Raw genomic sequence first — 17,382 nt, forward strand, 5'->3', positions numbered from 1 at the left:
AATGACTGCCGGGAGCGGAACAATGCCCTTTTTGTCATTCCCGCGAAAGCGGGAATCTCTTGCTGTTGCATTGCTGCTCCCTAATACAACTTCTCCAAATCCCTCCAATTATCCCCGTAATCGGTTTCGACCGTGATCGGCACGCAGGTTTTGTGGATCTTCTCCATTTTTTCATCGATTATTTTCGCCACTTTTTCCAATTCTTTTTCCGGCACTTCGAAAACAAGCTCATCGTGAACTTGAAGCAGCATTTTTGTCTCGGGACTGATTTTTTTCAATTCTTTATAAACTTCAATCATGGCGATCTTTATCAAGTCAGCGGCCGTGCCCTGAATGGGCGTATTGATCGCTTCGCGCTCAGCCGCGGCCTTGATTTGCTGCACGCCCGAATGAATATCCGGGAAATATCTTTTTCTGCCGAACATGGTTTCCGTGTAGCCGTTTTCGCGGGCGAATTCTTTGATGCTTTCCATGTATTCTTGAACACGGCTAAATGACCGGTAATATTTATCGATAAATTCTTTGGCTCTTTGAATGGAAATGCCGGTTCTGGCCGCCAAACCGTACGCGCCCATGCCGTATAAAATGCCGAAATTAATCATCTTGGCTTCGCGGCGCATATCTTTGGTGACGTCTTCGAGCTTGACGCCGTGAATTTTGGCCGCGGTTGCCGTATGAATATCATGTCCGGCTTTGAAAATTTCTATCATGTTCTCGTCTTTGGCGAGACAAGCGACCACTCGAAGCTCTACCTGGGAATAGTCCGAAGAAACCAGTTTGCTTCCGGGCGCGGCAATAAAAGCTTTTCTGATTTTCATGCCGAGCGTCGTTCTTTTCGGAATATTTTGCAAATTCGGATCGGAAGAAGACAGCCGTCCCGTGGCCGTGATCGTTTGATTGAAGCTGGTGTGCACGCGACCGTCCGGCTTGACCAGTCGCGGCAAGGCGTCGATATAAGTGGATTTTAATTTCGTCAATTCGCGATATTCGACTATCAATTCAATGATGGCATGCTTGCCCAAAAGTTTTTCCAGCTCCCCGGCTGCGGTCGAAATGCCGGTCTTGGTTTTTTTCAGTCCTTCGGTCGGCAATTTCAATTTTTCGAAAAAAATCACTTTCAATTGCAACGGCGAATTGATGTTGAATTTTTCACCGGCTTGCTTGTAAATTTTTTTCTCGAGCTCGCCCAGTTTTTCTTCGAATTCTTCAGACAATTTTTTCAAATATTTCAAATCGAGTAAGACGCCGTTTTTCTCCATTTCCGCCAAAACGTAAATCAAAGGCATTTCCATTTTTTCGAGCAAATCAAACAGTCCGTTTTCTTTTAATCTCTTCTCCAAAATTTTGTAAATTCGATAAGAAATATCCGCGTCTTCGCAAGAATATTCCGAGACTTTTTCTTTGGCCACTTCAAATAAAGATTTTTGTTCTTTGCCTTTGCCGATCAGCTCTTCAATGGCAATCATTTGATGCCCCAGCTCGCGAAACGCCAAATCATTCAAATTGTGGCCGCGAGATCCGGGATTTAAAAGATACGACGCGATCATGGTGTCGAAATACAACCCTTTGACTTCAAGACCCGCCGCTTCAATCACTTCAAAATCGAATTTCAGGTTATGGCCGACTTTTTTTATCTCCTGATTTTTGAAAATGGATTTTAATTTTTCAAACCGCTCTTTGTCGTAAATCACGTAATAAGCTTTGCCCTCATGCCAAGAAAAGCTGACTCCCAAAAGTTTATTAAAAAAGGGATCCAAGCCATCGGTTTCGGTGTCAAACGCGAAAATATTTTGTTTTTTCAGATCCGCTAAAAACGACTCGAACTTTTCAGCCGTATCCACCAATCGGTAATCGAGATTTTCTTTGGTTTTGGCAATGACCTTTTCTTCCGTTTGGCCGGCAATCTCTATTTTTTCCAAACGGTTCATCAATGTTTTAAATTGCAATTTTTGAAACAGTTTGCTCACTTTTTCCAAATCAAAAGGTTTGACCTTGGAATCGGACAATTTGAATTTAATCGGCGTGTCTTTGACCAAGGTAACCAATCTTTTACTCTCGAACGCCGCCTTTTTATTTTCTTTCAATAAATTAATCACCCGCGGCTTCAAGTTTTTCGACTTGGCCGTGTCTTTTTCCAATTCATCATATAAATTTTCCAGAGTGTCGAATTTATTCAGTAAATCAATAGCCGTTTTCTCGCCGATGCCCGGCACGCCCGGAATATTGTCCGAGGGGTCGCCGCGCAAAGCTTTGTAATCGATCATCTGTTCCGGACCCAAGCCGTTAAATTTTTCCCTGACTTCTTTTTCATTGTAAGTGATTGTCTCTGAAATTCCCTTATGCAAAGCGTAAACTTTGGTGTTATGGTCAACCAATTGCAAAGCATCCATGTCGCCGGTGACGATTATCGACTCGACATCCGGGTTGTCAATGATTTTTCTATTGACCAAAGTGGCGATGATGTCATCGGCTTCATAACCCTTGAGATCGTAATAAGGAATTTTAAAAACATCCAAAATGTTTTTTACATCATCCAGCTGAGCGTACAATTCATCGGGCTGTTTCACTCTCTGCGCTTTATATTCTTTATACTCAATTTTTCGAAAAGTCGGTTCGCGCCGGTCAAAGGCCACGGCCAAATAATCCGGTTTCAAATCCGGATAAAGTCTCAGCAAAATCGAAGTAAAGCCGTAAGCGGCATTGATCAATTTACCGTCTTCGGTGGTGAGCGGCGGCAAGGCGTGCCAAGCTCGATGCAAGATGGCATTGCCGTCGATAATGACGAATTTTTTCTTTTTTAAAGCCATATGGTCATTTGAATTATAGCGTTTTATGATGAAATTTTCAATGTTAGAGGGCTAATGTTAGGAATTACATCCACCTTTGGCCTTATGCTTGAGAAGATTGTATTTCGTAACACTGTATTGAAAAAGCCCAATGGTCATGACCAAAGGGCTTTCGGGGGCGGGCCAACCTAGTAGTTGCAGAAGTACCCGCCGTCGACCGTGTCAAACACCGCGTTGATGTTGGGGTACGTGGGCAAAACACACATGACTGCGTGTTCCCCTGGCGAAACGCAAGTCATGAATGGGGTCATCCCGGAAACCTCGTCCGGAGTGCCCGGATCGATGTACGCCGTAGGCGGGGGAGCCGACGTATTGCTGGTGATGCTCACCCATACCTTACCGGTCAGCGTCTCGCTGATCGGATCGCTTGACTGGACGTCGAACAACAGCGCTTTGTAATCCACGCAACTCGAATAAAACTCAAACACGTGGATTCCTGGACCAATCGCGATCTGGCAGTTGCCCGGCAATGTGGAGTTGCAGACCACGGTTCCGTCCAACCGCAGGGTAGACGACGGCTGGGAGGTGATCGGTACGGTCAGGTCTTCTGTGGCCGCGGCGAACGTCACGTCGAACGTGTTGTTCGTCGCATCGATGAACTCATCGAGAACGACCGGGACGAATCCCCAACTGTTCACGATGACCTCATGCTGTCCTTCCGGCACCTCCATGGAACATGGCGTGCGGCAGACAGCCGGCTCGTTGTCGATTGACACGACCGCGTCCGTGGGGGTGCTCGTCACCGTCAGGAGAACGGGCAGCATGGCCTCGAGCATGGCGTCCACGACGTAGTCGTTGTCCAAAAATGACTCAACCGTCTCGTCGTAGTACCCGTCGAGATTGAACACGTACGTATGAGCGCACGCGGTCTGCTCAACGGCCAGGCATGGAGTCGCTTCGCAAACAACTTCGCCGCCTTCAGTGACGGTCGCGCCGATCGGCTCGGACGTGAAATCGCCAACCACGGTCAGCGGCACGAGTGTCACGTTGAACGCGAAGCTCGTTTCCGAGACCATGATCAAGATATCCTCCGAGACGAAGCACCCGGTCAAGTCAATGATGTGCACGGTGTGCTGCCCCTCGGTCAGAGAGATCTCTGCCGGCGTATAGTTCGTGACCGTGTCATCATCTACTCGGAAATAGACTCCGATCGGCTCGGACGTGATAGTCACGACCACCACGATCGGCGCAATGTCCGGCTGAACATCGACAGGAACCACGTCCACGGCCATGTCAACCGGCACATCCGGCTGCACGTCAGCCGGCACGTCCTCGGCCACGTCGATTAGCACGTCCGGCTGCACGTCGACCGGCGCGTCCTCGATCACGTCGGGCGTCACCTCCGGCTGAACTTCGGCCAACGCGTCCTCGATCAGATCGACCGGAACGTCCGGCTGAACATCGACCGGAACATCTTCCACCAACTCCGGCGGAACGTCCGGCTGAACTTCGACCGGAATGTCCTCGACCACCTCGAGCGGCACATCCTCCGCCACTTCTACCGGAATGTCCTCGACCAGCTCGGCCGGCACATCCCGCGCGACGTCGAGCGGATGGAGATCTCGCATGGGCCTGCTGTCAGCCTCTGCGTCTTCTTCCATGTCCGGAACGGTGGCGTCCTCCTTGATGTCCGGCAAGCGCGGGATGTCGGTGATGACCTCGAGGAAGTCCCCTCCGAAATCATGAGCCATTGCATCTTCCGTTTCGACCAGGCTCGGGCCGACCGTGGCCTCACTACCGCAAGCGGCGAAGAAAAGGCCGACAAAAACAAAAAGAACAAATTGTCTCGGACTCATGCTGTCATCCTCCTGTTGTTGCGCATGATTGATATATCGATATGTCAAACTGCTGACTTATTATACTAGAACAAAATCGTATTCTTGTCAATTCCCCAAATTATTTCAAAAGCTCTGCCATTTTACAATATGTATGACTGATTGGAAAGTAAAAGTATTACAAAAAAATGTCCCGATCAAGGACACTTTTTCTACCGATTCATGCCATTCTTCGCTTCGCGAAGAATGGGGGCACGGACCCACCTTCGTCAAGACTACGGCAAGCAGGCGGGATTTGCACCCATGCATAGCGGTTTTGTCCCGATAAATAAATAAATTTGGAGGCACGGATGGGAATTGCACCCATGCGTTGCGGTTTTGCAGACCGCTGCCTTACTGCTTGGCTACCGTGCCAACAAATTTATTTATTTATCGAGGATCCTCGAAAATTATAAAAATAAAGGATTTTTAATTTTCGGGACAGACCGCTGCCTTACTAATTGGCTACCGTGCCTTAAAAAGATTAAAAATAAAAAAATATTGAATATCTATTTAATCTTATCATGCAAAAAGCAGGCTGTAAACATAAAAGAAAAGCCCGCGGAAGCGGGCATTTTCTTCATATCGCGTTATATTATAATTACTCAACAACCACTATTTTTACATTTTGCTTACCGAATTGAATGGCATCGCTTCTGTCTTTCATCCAGATATCGACACGGTTGGAATATCGTCTGTTCATACGATCATGAACAACGAATTCTTTATCACCGTATAATTCAGGAATCTTAACCTTGGTGCCAAACGGCAAAAAGTTCGTGGCAATGACGTTTTCCTCGCCCGCGGCGCAAACGTTATAACCGTCGGCCGTAATACAAGGAGAAGCATCGCACTGGTCAACCGTACTGGTATAAGCGGTAGCGGTCGTCCATAATTCGCCCTGCTTGGATTTCGGGTAAATAACCCTCTGTCTGACCAAGGCTTGAGTCTTAATCTTATCCTGTTTTTCCTTATAAGCGATTATATTCTCGGAAATAATATCTTTCTTATTGGCCGAAATCACGGAATTGATATTCCCTGAATTATCGGTTTCTTTAGCCCAACTCGGCAAAGCGATATTGGTCAAAATCAACAAAACCATAACAAATAAGGAGATTTTGCTGATTTTGCGTAATTTTACGCTATTAAATATATTCATATATTATATGTTACTTAAGATTAAATTATAGCACAAATCGTTAAAAATGTCAATACCCCCAAACATACATCCACATACTATCATTTTCGCTTGACAATAGGCAATATTATAAGCTATTATTATTACTACGTTATTCGTAAAACATCTATATAACATTATGTTAAAAATTATCTTGTCGAGAATAGGAAAAAAACATCAACCCTTTTATCGCATAACGGTTCTTGAAAAGAGCAAAGATCCGTGGGGAAATTATCTGGAAAAATTGGGTCATTACAACCCGAGAACAAAAGAAATAAAGTTGAATGCGGAGAGAATCAAGCACTGGATCGCGAACGGAGCCCAACCTTCTGCCACGGTTCACAATTTGCTGGTGAAGAACGAAATCATTTCCGGAAAAAAGGTTTCCGTAACGACAATCAGCAAAAAGCGACAAGCAAAGATGGCCGCAAAAAAAGCTGAAAGCGCGGCCAAAGAAGAAGCTGCCAAACCGGCCGCGGAAATAAAAGAAGAAGCTCCGGCCGTTGAAGATACTCCCAAGGCGGAACAGACTGAAACTGAAAAAAAATAAATTTATCACAAAAAAATCGCCCCTCGACCTAAATCGGGGCGTTTTTTATCTTGACAGAAAACCTGTATTTTGCTATAATGGTTATAGATCCTTAAAAAGGGATTCTTCAGTAAATACCGCTGGTCTGGTCACCAGTAGATATTTCTGACTGAATTAAGAATTAAGCGCGAAAAGAATTTTATGGCAGAAAAATTTGCTGACCAAGAGTTTGTTGAGTACCTTGTAAAGACGATCGTTTCTCATCCCGAAGATGTGCAAGTTGAACGAAAAGTTGATGAAATGGGAGTATTGCTTTCATTGACCATCAACGCGGAAGACATGGGTTACGTCATCGGCAAACAAGGCAAAACAGCGAAGGCCATTAGAACTTTGCTGAAAATCGTCGGAGCGAAAAACAACGCTCGAGTCAACTTAAAAATCATTGAACCGGAAGGCTCGACTCACGTTCGAAGACCGGAACCGGAAAGAGAAGAAGTTGACACCGACGTTGTTGATGATCTCAAGATCTAAACAAATTTGTATACTGCGAAAGCCACGGTAAAACGTGGCTTTTGTAATTTAAAAGGGCTACTGCTGTAAGTAGCCCGCGAGTAAGTTTACTCATTCAAAAAATCGTAAAAGAGCGAAGACGCATGGGAAATCAACCGCAGAATCTCCGTGAAATGCTTGCGCCTGAGTCTGGCGGACGCGCCCGCCACCATGCAATTTCTCCTCTTTAGAGCGGCCAGATCCGCCAAGGCGGCTCTCAAGGGCTCATTCTGCCTAATAATTTCTTTTATCAACATGTACACGGCGTCCGCGCCCGGGTAACGACGCAGGAAATTCTTCTTTCTTGTTCTGCGCGCCAGCTCGAGCGTTGCGCACAACTCAAAGACGCGATGCGCATCGCACATGCCACGGTTGTACAGCTGAAGGACGAACAACTTCACCATCACCCTATTGAAAGTATCCAGCGTCGGTCGTCTGGTCATCTCCTCCTCCTTTAATAAATAAAAAATATCAATTCCGCGCCGCGCTGTCAAACGCGGCTTATTGGCTGATTGACAAAAAAGCGATTTTATGAGACGGTATACCAGGCCAAGCAACAAGGAGGATCGCCATGAAACGGTCAATTTGTCTGGCTCTGTGTCTGTCTCTGTCGGTTTTGGCAAGCTGCGGAGCCAATGCTCCAAACACTTGCCCTGATCAAATCGTCTGGAACGTGCCGTATTCCTTGTGCGGCCAAAGCTGCGCCAAGTCCGAGACTGCGTGGGCAGGCGTCAACAAGAACATCTGCACAATGATGGAGGCAAGGATCTCACATGCCCCTGTCGTGAGCGGGCCATACCTGTTTCAGCTTTCGATGTCTTCGGCCTACGGAGCTTTGAGTCTTACTACCGCGCAAGAAGTCAGCGACTTGTTCCACATCTTCTACCCGCTGACACAGCCGACGCACCAGCCGGGCGAGGTCGCGGGAGACTTGGTGTCAAACGAACAGCCATACCTCGTTCTGATTAACGGCGGCAACGTCAAAGAAATCATTCAGTTGCGTGCGCTCGACGTTCCTTGGATGAACAAAGGCCGGGACTTTATTCCCACGGACAGGGACGCACTGCTTCTGGAAATCATGTCCAAAATGCACGTCAACAATGACGGCGCATACACGTTGATACCTGTCAACATCAATTGTCCAATCTCGGAGTGCTATACCATCGATCTTGCTCCGGAGACCGTTGAAGGGTTTTTCCACATGGGTAAGACTCCTCGCAGAATATGGACTGTACAATATCAACAAAAGGAATTGACCGGCATCATCGAGATGGTCTTCCTCGATAACAACAGTTGCCGCAAACCTGAGACACCCGAGCCATTAGCCCCTGTCTTCGACCTCTGAACCTAGTCGCCATAGCCTCTAGGTTTTTTCAATTCATAATCCAGATGATATAATGATTTCATAATATGAAATACGACATTTTAACTCTTTTCCCAGAAATCTTCGACTCTTATCTAAATGAGAGTATTTTGGGACGCGCTCAAAAAAACAAGAAAATTCAAATCAAAATCCATGACATTAGAAAAAACGCGATTGATAAACACAACACCGCCGATGACAAGCCGTATGGCGGCGGACCGGGCATGGTCATGATGATCGAGCCGATTTACAAAACCTTAAAAAAAATCAGACGCAAAAAAAACTCCAAGGTTATCTTATTGTCCGCTCGCGGCAAAACATGGACTCAGCAAAGAGCGCAAAAATACAAAAAATTGGATCAGCTGATTTTAATCTGCGGACATTATGAAGGCGTGGACGAAAGAATCAAAAATTTCATTGATGAGGAAATTTCCATCGGCGATTATGTTTTGACCGGGGGCGAGCTGGGCGCCATGGTTTTAGTTGATTCCATCTCAAGATTGATTCCCGGAGTACTGGGCAAAAAGGAATCCTTGAAAGAAGAATCTCATTCCCAAAAAGGTTATTTGGAATATCCTCAATATACTCGGCCCGAAATATTTAAAGCTGGTGGCAAAAAATACGCGGTGCCGGAAATCTTACTCTCGGGCCACCATTTGAAAATAAACGAGTGGCGACAACGCCAATCAAAAAAGTTTGATTTTTTTAACAAGGTCTGATAAAATAAAAAAATAAACTCGCTATTCGCGAGTAAGGGAGCAACCAATGAACGGGGAACGCAAAATTCTGATTCCACAAATCAGGGATTTCGAGAAGTTGAAGGTGAACGCGCCTTCTCAAGGAATCCAAGCTCTCTGCAACTTGCCCTGCCACCAGGTCTGCCGCGCCTGCAGCTGCAAGGCCCCTCAGGACAAACCAACAACACCCCAAAACGAATACAGGTTCAACTTCGGGGCGTAACAACGCATCCCGAGAAAGCGTCTCTCAAGTGAGAAGGAAAAACCCTTCTCATTTTAATTTCAAAAATAAGTACTTTAATAATTTGTCAATATTAGCGTCTCGATAAAGCTCAATAGAATTTTTATAAATTTTTTCATGTTCCGGATAAGGCTTTTGCTTTCCGATGTTAAACTTTTCTTTGCATTTACTGGAATTCATTATATGTATATTTATAATCTCAGAAACCGCCCATAATATATTCTCGTTCTTCTTGCCAGTAAACGCTGGGAACCTTGCAAAAACATAATCATAAAAAATAAAATGAAGCATTTCATGAATAATTGTTTCAATTATACCGACCCTTTTATAATATGCCTGAAATATCTTATTCTTTATATCCCGTGGATTGCAATTCCAGATAGATAAATAGCACTTGTATACCCCCTTTGGGAAGGGGTGGCAATTAAAATACTCTTCGGCGAAACAAAAAAATTCATCACTTTTTCTATCCCACGCCTTCTCAGATGCAACTTTCGCTTTCAATATATCTTTTAAATGCGTTTTATAATATGAGGCCGTGTATGACTTTAGTACACATGGACTTATTCTTCCTTTCTTTTTCAATTCAGGATGCGAATTCAAAATACCTTTTTCAAAAAAAGAAAAACCTCCAAATTTAATTTTTCTAAATTGGCAAGCTATTTTATAATCCAACTTTTCATCTAGACGAAACAGTAATTTAGGATGGTTCATAAAAAAATGGCAAACTTCAATGTAAGTTTACCATCTCGAAACACTATCGCAAAGACTTGTAAAACGTCCAGATGAGGTATTCAAGCGTCCTTTTTGCATGGACGCAGAACACCTCATCAATATCATAGAGATTCCCATGTTTGATTTCGGCATAATAAGGACAGCCTCCACCGCATATTGCCAACGCCGGACAAGAAAAGCAATGGGCTATATTCAACGGAGATCTTTGTCCCCAGTATTTGAATTCCGCAGAACCTCGGAAATCGAAAGACTGCTCCTTCACGTCGGTAATGAAATATTTACCTGTTCCCAAAAACCCCGCACAAATACCTACGCTCCCTTTGGGAGATACCACAATCTGACTACCGCACCCAGCGCAATCATAGGGGTGGCAGTTCCCCATGACAAACGCATCGAACTTTCTACCCATTCTATCTTCATAAATTCCCCTGCGTTTCAAATGTTCAAATCCAGAAATCAAGGCCTTGGCAACCCTTTCGCCATAATCATCCGAGACTGCATATGGTGGTATTGGCCTAACAATATTGAAACCGACACTTTTGATTGCCGGCGTTTTATCTATCCATTCCAAAATTTGATCAAAGTCCCTCAGGCTTTCTTCACCCAAGGTACAGGAGATCCCGAACTCTGCGCCCACTTGATGCAGTAATTCCATCCCCGCAAAAATTGCCCTCACTGTTTTATGACTCTGACTGCGGTTAAGGTTCAATGCGGCCGGGCCGTCGATTGAAATAACCACAGTAACCCCATGCTCTTTCAAAAAAACGGCTATCTCCCTGGTCAACAAGGTACCATTTGTAATAATCGAAATGTCGGTCTTTTTAGGCAGTTGTGACCTCTCCACAAAGGAAAGAATTGACAGAATGGCCCTTTTCAGACCTCGCTCATTAATCAAAGGTTCCCCGCCATAAAGAATCACCTAGCATTCAGAATGACTGGCCAATGTCACCTGGCGGGCGAAAAATTGAATCGCCGCATCCACGGTCGACTCAGACATCAAAGCAGGACGGTATGTGGACGGAAAACTATTTCGGACAAAACAATACCTGCATGATAGATTGCATTTATCAGTCAGCAACAAGTACATTACAGAGACGCCCCATATCATCTGCTTTGAACGAAAAGACTCCAGTTCTGCTTGACTGTCATGCGTATCCAAGACAATGAACTTCTTCGACAGAAGAAGCTCGAACATTTTTTCCGAATCATCCTGTCCCATTCTCAAATGGTCAACAAATTCTTCCCTTATAAACAAAGTGCCGGTCAACCATTGAATGAATGGCTCGTTGCTCATGGGAAAAAAGATTGGGCTAATTCCCAAAGAATGATAGAGACAAAGGGCCTCATCTCCCTTATAAAAGTGCGTGAACGGAGATATTCTATACTTGTTTTCAAGGTTCAATCCTGGCATTTCCGTCTCCTTTCGTTGTTTAGGCTTTGCCACTCGCATTTTAGAATATTATTTGAAAATATTCAAAAATCCCGTAAAAACTACCCACAATTAATCCACCTTTTGGAACCAAAAAAAGATTTGACATCTTTTTTATATTGCGATATAATCTTTACCACATTGATCTTTACAATAGAAAATTGATAGAAAGAAGTCCATTGTTTACTTTTTTTCAGAGTTTTGACCAACTCTTTTCAAAATGGTCAAATTTATTTGAGAGTTTGATCCTGGCTCAGGACGAACGCTGGCGACGTGGATAAGGCATGCAAGTCGAACGGTCCGACTTCGGTCGGATAGTGGCAAACGGGGTAGTAACACATTGGTAACTTATCTCAAAGACGGGAATAACTCCTCGAAAGGGGCGCTAATACCCGATATGTTTCGACAGCTCAAGTTGTCGAAATAAAGTTCAGGCGCTTTGAGAAAGGCCTATGACCTATCAGCTTGTTGGCGGGGTAAAAGCCCACCAAGGCTACGACGGGTAGCTGGTGTGAGAGCACGACCAGCACCACTGGGACTGAGACACTGCCCAGACTCCTACGGGAGGCTGCAGTCGAGAATCTTCCTCAATGCCCGCAAGGGTGAAGGAGCGACGTCGCGTGATTGAAGACGCCCTTCGGGGTGTAAAAATCTTTTCTCAGGGAAGAACAAATGACGGTACCTGAGGAATAAGGGGCGGCAAACTTCGTGCCAGAAGCCTCGGTAATACGAAGGCCCCAAGCGTTGTCCGGATTAATTGGGCGTAAAGCGTCCGCAGGCGGTTTGTTAAGTCAGCTGTGAAAGACCTAAGCTCAACTTAGGGAGCGCTGCTGAAACTAATAAACTAGAGTCCGGGAGAGGCAAGCGGAATTGCCGGTGTAGCGGTTAAATGCGTTAATATCGGCAGGAACACCAAATGCGAAGGCAGCTTGCTAGAACGGCACTGACGCTCATGGACGAAAGCGTGGGGAGCGAATGGGATTAGATACCCCAGTAGTCCACGCCGTAAACGATGGATACTAGACATTGAGAGTATCGACCCTCTCAGAGTCGCTGAACCAAGCTAACGCGTTAAGTATCCCGCCTGGGAAGTACGGTCGCAAGACTAAAACTCAAAGGAATTGACGGGGACCCGCACAAGCGGTGGAGCATGTGGTTCAATTCGACGATAAGCGGAGAACCTTACCAAGGTTTGACATCTAGCTGCAAATCCCGGGAAACTGGGACTCCTTCGAGGGTGCTAGACAGGTGATGCATGGTTGCCGTCAGCTCGTGTCGTGAGATGTACGGTTAAGTCCGGAAACGAGCGCAACCCCTGCCCCGATTTATATATTTATCGGGGGACTGCCACGTATAACGTGGAGGAAGGTGGGGATGACGTCAAATCAGCATGTCCCTTACGCCTTGGGCTACACACGTGCTACAATGGCCAGTACAATAGGACGCCAAACCGTAAGGTGGAGCTAATCCTGTAAAGCTGGTCTCAGTTCGGATTGAGGTCTGAAATTCGACCTCATGAAGTTGGAATCGCTAGTAACCGCGTATCAGCCATGGCGCGGTGAATACGTTCTCGGGTCTTGTACACACCGCCCGTCAAGTCAAGAGAGTCGGCAACATCCGAATGTCTGTGTAAGCAGGCAGAAGGTGGGGTCGATGATAAGGGCTAAGTCGTAACAAGGCATCCGTAGCGGAAGCTGTGGATGGATCACCTCCTTTCTTGGAGATATCGAATAAGTGACCTTGACATTGCTTATTCAAATTCGGTCGAGATTCCGATTTATCGGAGTCAGGACTTCCTTTCTATCAATTTTCTGTTGTAAATAAAAAAAGCGGCCTGATTGGCTGTTTTTTTATTCAATAAAACATTGACTATTTCATACATTTTTGATATAGTTTCTATTGAAGTTTTTGTAATAATCCGATAGAATAAAGCCATAGTCGGTTCCCTTTAGGGTGCTTAGCTCAGTTGGTTAGAGCGCTTCGTTTACACCGAAGAAGTCCGGGGTTCGACTCCTCGAGCACCCACCAGCCTTCGCTAAAGCTTCGGCTGGCAGGCCAACTTTTAGAAATCGGTCCGATTCATCGGGACTCCAAAATTTTTCACTTTTAACTTTTTACGGGCGTGTAGCTCAGTTGGTTAGAGCGCAGCACTGATAATGCTGAGGTCATAGGTTCGATTCCTATCACGCCCACCAGCCTTCGCTAAAGCTTCGGCTGGCAGGCCATAAGATGCTTGCCCGACAAAGCCTTGGCGAAGTCGGGCCAGGTTAGCTCAGTGGTAGAGCGAAGGACTGAAAATCCTTGCGTCCCCAGTTCAATTCTGGGACCTGGCACCATTCGACTCGCCCTCGGTGCCACTCGGGCTCGCTCATGGTGTGCCACCACCTGAATGTACGAAGTGAGGCGAGTGCCCTGAGTTTATGGAAGGGTTTTTTTATTTTTGTTTGTTATTTGATATTTGTTGTTTGGAATTTGTTTAGGATTTAGTGTTTAGAATTTATAATTTAATCCACGGGGTGTGGCGCAGTTGGCTAGCGCGCTTGCTTTGGGAGCATGAGGCCGTGGGTTCGAGTCCCACCACCCCGACCAGCCTTCGCTCCTCCTCGCTCCGCTCGTCGGGGCTTCGGCTGGCGGGCCAGCCAAAAAAATATGCAAAACCATTTAAAATATTTTGTTTATATAGCACAAAGTTTAATTAAAGATGATGAATTTTATAAGGGATATTCAGTTGATATTGACGAAAGATTGATTAAGCATAATTTAGGATTATCCAAGCATACTGCAAAATATAAACCATGGAAAATTATATTTTATTGCGCTCTTAGCAATAGAGAAAAAGCTATCGCTTTTGAGAAATATCTTAAATCCGGATCAGGAAGGGCTTTTGCCAAAAAAAGATTCATATAATTTAAATCGCTTGGCGGGTTTACCCCGCTAAAATTTCAACATGCCTACGAGATGGCGGGCCTGCTCCTCGAGTCTGAGCGACGAGATCGTCAGACCTCGGAGTCGAAGACCCGCCGAAGCTCGAACATAGTGAGAGCGCAGGCGGGTATAGTATAATGGCTATTATGTCAGCCTTCCAAGCTGAATATACGGGTTCGATTCCCGTTACCCGCTCCAATAAAAAAATCCCAACGATGTGTTGGAGTTTTTTTATTTAGGAATCGAACCCATACCAAGAGCAAAACAGATTCCCGCTGCCCTGAGCGAGAGAGGCTTTACCGAACGAGTCGAAGGGTTACCCGCTCCAATAAAAGAACTTCAACATTGCGTTGAAGCTTTTTTATATCAGTAAAATAATCTCAAAAATTTACGCCACCTCAAAAAACAATCTTAACAGCAACATAAAGCCCAAACCCAGCAAAAAGAAAATAAACGCGAGAATCGATTTGCTAAGCTTCAGCTCGCGATTGAGCTCGGGAATCAAATCCGAGGCCGCAATATAGATAAATCCGCCGGCGGTAATGGCCAAAAGCAGCGGCGTAACGCCCTCAATATGTCTGGCCAAAATCAAACCGATCACAGCGCCAACAACCGCGATAAGCGCGGACATAAAATTGTAAAACAAGGCTCTTGCTTTAGTAAAACCGCCATAAATTAAAACTCCGAAGTCACTGATCTCCTGCGGAATTTCATGAGTAATAACCGCCAATGTTGTCACCAACCCCAGATGAAAATCAGCCGCGAAAGAAGCGGCAATCACCAAGCCGTCGATAAAATTATGAAAACCATCGCCGATCAAATTCATATAAGATAACGCTTTTCGATGTCTTTTCTCATCGCACTCGCCTTTGCATTTATGATTGTGGTGCCAGTGAAAAACCCTTTCGATGATAAAAAACAACGTGAATCCCGACAAGATGAAAAAGGTTATGGAGATCGCCGGTTTTTCCGCCAGCGCCTCGGGGATCAGATGAAGCAAAGCCCCGCCCAAAAGCGATCCGGCGGAAAACCCCACCAAAAGCAATAAAATTTTCTCAAGCAATTTATCTTTTAACAGCAATGCCAAGATGCCCGCGAACGATAAAAGGCTGACCAAAAAAGTTGCTCCGATTGTCCAAAGAATGATTTGCATATGCTCTCAGCATAGCAAAATATCAAGGCGCAATCAAGCGCTCAACGCTTGTTTTAAGCCTCAGGAATTGCTAAAATAATAATGCTCGCGGGCGTCGTATAGTGGTTATTACATCGGCTTCCCAAGCCGAGAACGGCGGTTCGATTCCGCTCGCCCGCTCCACTCGACTCGGTCTTCGCAAGCTCAGACCTCGCTCGTGGTCTTCGACCATTATTGACCGAGGCGAGTGCCCCGAGCATGCCGAGGGGCATTCTCAAATTATAAAACCTACATGAGCGAAAAAATAAAAAATCTAATTTTAAAAAACAAAGCGTTAATTTGTCTTTTTTTAATTTACGCGATTTCCACGATATTCTTCGCTTCCCATTACCTGGCCAATTGGGACGCCGGGCAATTCGCTTTGGGAACGCAAAACTTCAATCTCGAAAATCATCAGCCTCATCCGCCCGGCTATTTTTTATTTATTTTTTGCGCCAAGGGTCTTAATTATTTCATTTCAAATATCAATGCTTGCTTTTTGGTCATCAATTTTCTGGCCGGATTTTTCGCCTTGATTTTCCTTCATAAATTGACACTGGAAATTTCCAAAAATGAAAAAACATCTTTTATAATCGCTCTGCTTTTTATTTTCAATCCTGTTTTCTGGTACTATCGCGATATTGCCAATACCTACGTCTTTGAATCATTGGCCATATTATCGACGGCTTTTTTCGCTTATGAGTCGATTGTCGGAGAAAAAAACAGATTTGCTTTGTCCGTTGGCATTATTGCCATTTTAATGGGCTTTCGGCCGTCGATTATTTTGGCAGCCGCGCCCATACTTTTTATCCACTGGATTTTCAGCAAAGATAAAATCAAGAATATTTTTTTGGGCGCGGCTGCCTTTCTAATCATTTTTTCCGCCTGGTTTATTCCTTTCGCGAAAACAGTCGGTTGGCACAATCTGTCCGCTTTAATCAAAGGACAACTTACGTCAGCTCATGAATCATTTTCTCAAAAATCGCAACTGATGTTTTTAATTAAAAGTTTAATTTTTTCCGTGAGCGCTTCTCTTTTAGTCGCGTTCTTTTTCATCAAGAAAAATTTGAATTTCCTCAAAGAAAAAAAACTTTTTTATTTTCTGATTTCGCCCGCTTTTTTAATCTTTTTTTACGCGCTCGTTCATTTCGGCGAGGTCGGCTATCTTCTCGGCATAATTTCACTTTTTTCTTTGTTGATCATCTACCCCGTATCCAAGCTCCTAAACAAATCATGGGGTCTGATTTTATTGATCGCCGTTTTAATCGGACAAATTTGCTGTTTTATTTACCCGCAAAAATATTTTCAAAATGAAAAAATCGAAAAAATAAATTATGTCTCGATTCGCGCTCGTGACACTCTTTTGAACAATTATATTTCTTTCATCAAAACGCTTGATCCCAAAGAATCCTTGATCCTGATTTTGCGCGGGCAATATTTCAACGCGGAAAATAAAGTCGATAAATACGAAAACGAGGACATTCGAGCTCTCGGCTATTATCTGCCCGAATACAAGCTTTACGACTTTTCCGGCGTGACGAGCGAATATTCGATTTTGGAAAATTTTGACACTGCCAAATATTTCAGCAATGACATTGAAATAAACTCAGGAATTAAAAACTTTTATGTTCTCGCAAATTACGTCAATCCGATCGACTACACGGATGAATTCACGTTATCAGAGCAAAACATGCCTGATTCGGCTCTGAATTATTACTTGGGAAACATTGAAAACATTGATGAATTTGAATTTAAGGGATTCTTTTTTACAAAATAATATTAAACCCGAAAAACAGCCGTCAAAAGCGGCTTTTTTGTTTAATTTAAGACAAATTTTAACAGAAAACCTTTACAAAATATTAGAAT

The 17,382-nt window shown here is 44.6% G+C and carries 15 protein-coding genes, 7 tRNA genes and 1 rRNA gene; 13 read left to right on the top strand and 10 right to left on the bottom strand.

The features are described from left to right. Positions 1 to 80: 80 nt before the first annotated feature. From polA to VMX18_03505, 4 genes are all read right to left on the bottom strand, one after another. A complete protein-coding gene (polA, locus tag VMX18_03490; protein ID HUT22438.1) occupies positions 81 to 2,807 on the bottom strand; it encodes a DNA polymerase I in 2,727 nt (908 codons plus the stop codon). A gap of 167 nt (positions 2,808 to 2,974) precedes the next feature. Further along, positions 2,975 to 4,642 carry a PEGA domain-containing protein gene (locus VMX18_03495; GenBank protein HUT22439.1) on the bottom strand — a complete coding sequence of 556 codons (1,668 nt, stop codon included), beginning with the start codon at positions 4,640 to 4,642 and terminating at the stop codon, positions 2,975 to 2,977. 318 nt (positions 4,643 to 4,960) lie between these two features. After that, a tRNA-Cys gene (locus VMX18_03500) sits at positions 4,961 to 5,035 on the bottom strand. Between the two features lie 226 nt (positions 5,036 to 5,261). Continuing rightward, the gene (locus VMX18_03505; GenBank protein ID HUT22440.1) at positions 5,262 to 5,819 is read right to left on the bottom strand and encodes a hypothetical protein; all 558 of its coding nucleotides are present in this window, start codon (positions 5,817 to 5,819) and stop codon (positions 5,262 to 5,264) included. A 157-nt stretch (positions 5,820 to 5,976) separates the two neighbouring features. On the opposite strand from VMX18_03505, the gene rpsP reads away from it, so the two are divergent. Together rpsP and VMX18_03515 are read left to right on the top strand one after the other, a co-directional pair. Then, the gene (gene rpsP, locus VMX18_03510) at positions 5,977 to 6,387 is read left to right on the top strand and encodes a 30S ribosomal protein S16 (protein ID HUT22441.1); all 411 of its coding nucleotides are present in this window, start codon (positions 5,977 to 5,979) and stop codon (positions 6,385 to 6,387) included. Between the two features lie 180 nt (positions 6,388 to 6,567). Then, positions 6,568 to 6,897, top strand: a complete 330-nt coding sequence (locus VMX18_03515; protein HUT22442.1) for a KH domain-containing protein — start codon at positions 6,568 to 6,570, stop codon at positions 6,895 to 6,897. Positions 6,898 to 6,983: 86 nt separating this feature from the next. Here the strand turns inward: VMX18_03515 and VMX18_03520 are convergent, their stop codons facing one another. Then, positions 6,984 to 7,358, bottom strand: a complete 375-nt coding sequence (locus VMX18_03520) for a hypothetical protein (protein ID HUT22443.1) — start codon at positions 7,356 to 7,358, stop codon at positions 6,984 to 6,986. 128 nt (positions 7,359 to 7,486) lie between these two features. Here VMX18_03520 and VMX18_03525 point away from each other — a divergent pair, with 128 nt between their 5' ends. Together VMX18_03525 and trmD are read left to right on the top strand one after the other, a co-directional pair. Next, positions 7,487 to 8,260, top strand: a complete 774-nt coding sequence (locus tag VMX18_03525; protein HUT22444.1) for a hypothetical protein — start codon at positions 7,487 to 7,489, stop codon at positions 8,258 to 8,260. 65 nt (positions 8,261 to 8,325) lie between these two features. Next, positions 8,326 to 8,997: a tRNA (guanosine(37)-N1)-methyltransferase TrmD gene (gene trmD, locus VMX18_03530; GenBank protein HUT22445.1), complete on the top strand. Its 672-nt coding sequence runs from the start codon at positions 8,326 to 8,328 to the stop codon at positions 8,995 to 8,997. Positions 8,998 to 9,286: 289 nt separating this feature from the next. Here trmD and VMX18_03535 read toward each other — a convergent pair whose 3' ends face one another. From VMX18_03535 to VMX18_03545, 3 genes are read right to left on the bottom strand one after another with little or no spacing between them, the layout of a single operon-like run. Next, positions 9,287 to 9,970 carry a hypothetical protein gene (locus VMX18_03535; GenBank protein ID HUT22446.1) on the bottom strand — a complete coding sequence of 228 codons (684 nt, stop codon included), beginning with the start codon at positions 9,968 to 9,970 and terminating at the stop codon, positions 9,287 to 9,289. A gap of 43 nt (positions 9,971 to 10,013) precedes the next feature. Continuing rightward, positions 10,014 to 10,910, bottom strand: coding sequence for an SPASM domain-containing protein (locus VMX18_03540; GenBank protein HUT22447.1), 897 nt, complete (start codon positions 10,908 to 10,910; stop codon positions 10,014 to 10,016). Further along, positions 10,911 to 11,402, bottom strand: a complete 492-nt coding sequence (locus VMX18_03545) for a hypothetical protein (protein ID HUT22448.1) — start codon at positions 11,400 to 11,402, stop codon at positions 10,911 to 10,913. It abuts the gene before it with no gap. A gap of 248 nt (positions 11,403 to 11,650) precedes the next feature. On the opposite strand from VMX18_03545, the gene VMX18_03550 reads away from it, so the two are divergent. Further along, a 16S ribosomal RNA gene (locus VMX18_03550) occupies positions 11,651 to 13,136 on the top strand. A 70-nt stretch (positions 13,137 to 13,206) separates the two neighbouring features. Here the strand turns inward: VMX18_03550 and VMX18_03555 are convergent. After that, positions 13,207 to 13,356 carry a hypothetical protein gene (locus tag VMX18_03555; GenBank protein ID HUT22449.1) on the bottom strand — a complete coding sequence of 50 codons (150 nt, stop codon included), beginning with the start codon at positions 13,354 to 13,356 and terminating at the stop codon, positions 13,207 to 13,209. Positions 13,357 to 13,371: 15 nt separating this feature from the next. Between VMX18_03555 and VMX18_03560 the strand changes: the two genes are divergently transcribed. The 6 genes from VMX18_03560 (at position 13,372) to VMX18_03585 (ending at position 14,543) form a co-directional block, all read left to right on the top strand. Continuing rightward, positions 13,372 to 13,448 (top strand) — tRNA-Val (locus VMX18_03560). A gap of 90 nt (positions 13,449 to 13,538) precedes the next feature. Then, positions 13,539 to 13,615, top strand: a tRNA-Ile gene (locus VMX18_03565). 66 nt (positions 13,616 to 13,681) lie between these two features. Continuing rightward, positions 13,682 to 13,756 (top strand) — tRNA-Phe (locus VMX18_03570). Positions 13,757 to 13,932: 176 nt separating this feature from the next. Beyond that, positions 13,933 to 14,009: transfer RNA gene (locus VMX18_03575), tRNA-Pro, on the top strand. A gap of 60 nt (positions 14,010 to 14,069) precedes the next feature. Further along, entirely contained in the window at positions 14,070 to 14,327 is a 258-nt protein-coding gene (locus VMX18_03580) for a GIY-YIG nuclease family protein (protein HUT22450.1), read from the top strand. A gap of 141 nt (positions 14,328 to 14,468) precedes the next feature. Next, positions 14,469 to 14,543 (top strand) — tRNA-Gly (locus VMX18_03585). A gap of 190 nt (positions 14,544 to 14,733) precedes the next feature. Here VMX18_03585 and VMX18_03590 read toward each other — a convergent pair. Further along, on the bottom strand, positions 14,734 to 15,498 hold the full coding sequence (locus VMX18_03590) for a ZIP family metal transporter (GenBank protein ID HUT22451.1): 765 nt from the start codon (positions 15,496 to 15,498) through the stop codon (positions 14,734 to 14,736). An 87-nt stretch (positions 15,499 to 15,585) separates the two neighbouring features. Between VMX18_03590 and VMX18_03595 the strand changes: the two genes are divergently transcribed. Together VMX18_03595 and VMX18_03600 are read left to right on the top strand one after the other, a co-directional pair. Then, a tRNA-Gly gene (locus VMX18_03595) sits at positions 15,586 to 15,660 on the top strand. Between the two features lie 109 nt (positions 15,661 to 15,769). Then, positions 15,770 to 17,293, top strand: a complete 1,524-nt coding sequence (locus VMX18_03600) for a hypothetical protein (protein ID HUT22452.1) — start codon at positions 15,770 to 15,772, stop codon at positions 17,291 to 17,293. Positions 17,294 to 17,382 lie beyond the last annotated feature (89 nt).

The organism is Candidatus Bipolaricaulota bacterium (assembly GCA_035528115.1).
In the GTDB taxonomy this organism is placed as follows: domain Bacteria; phylum Patescibacteriota; class Patescibacteriia; order UBA11705; family DATKZF01; genus DATKZF01.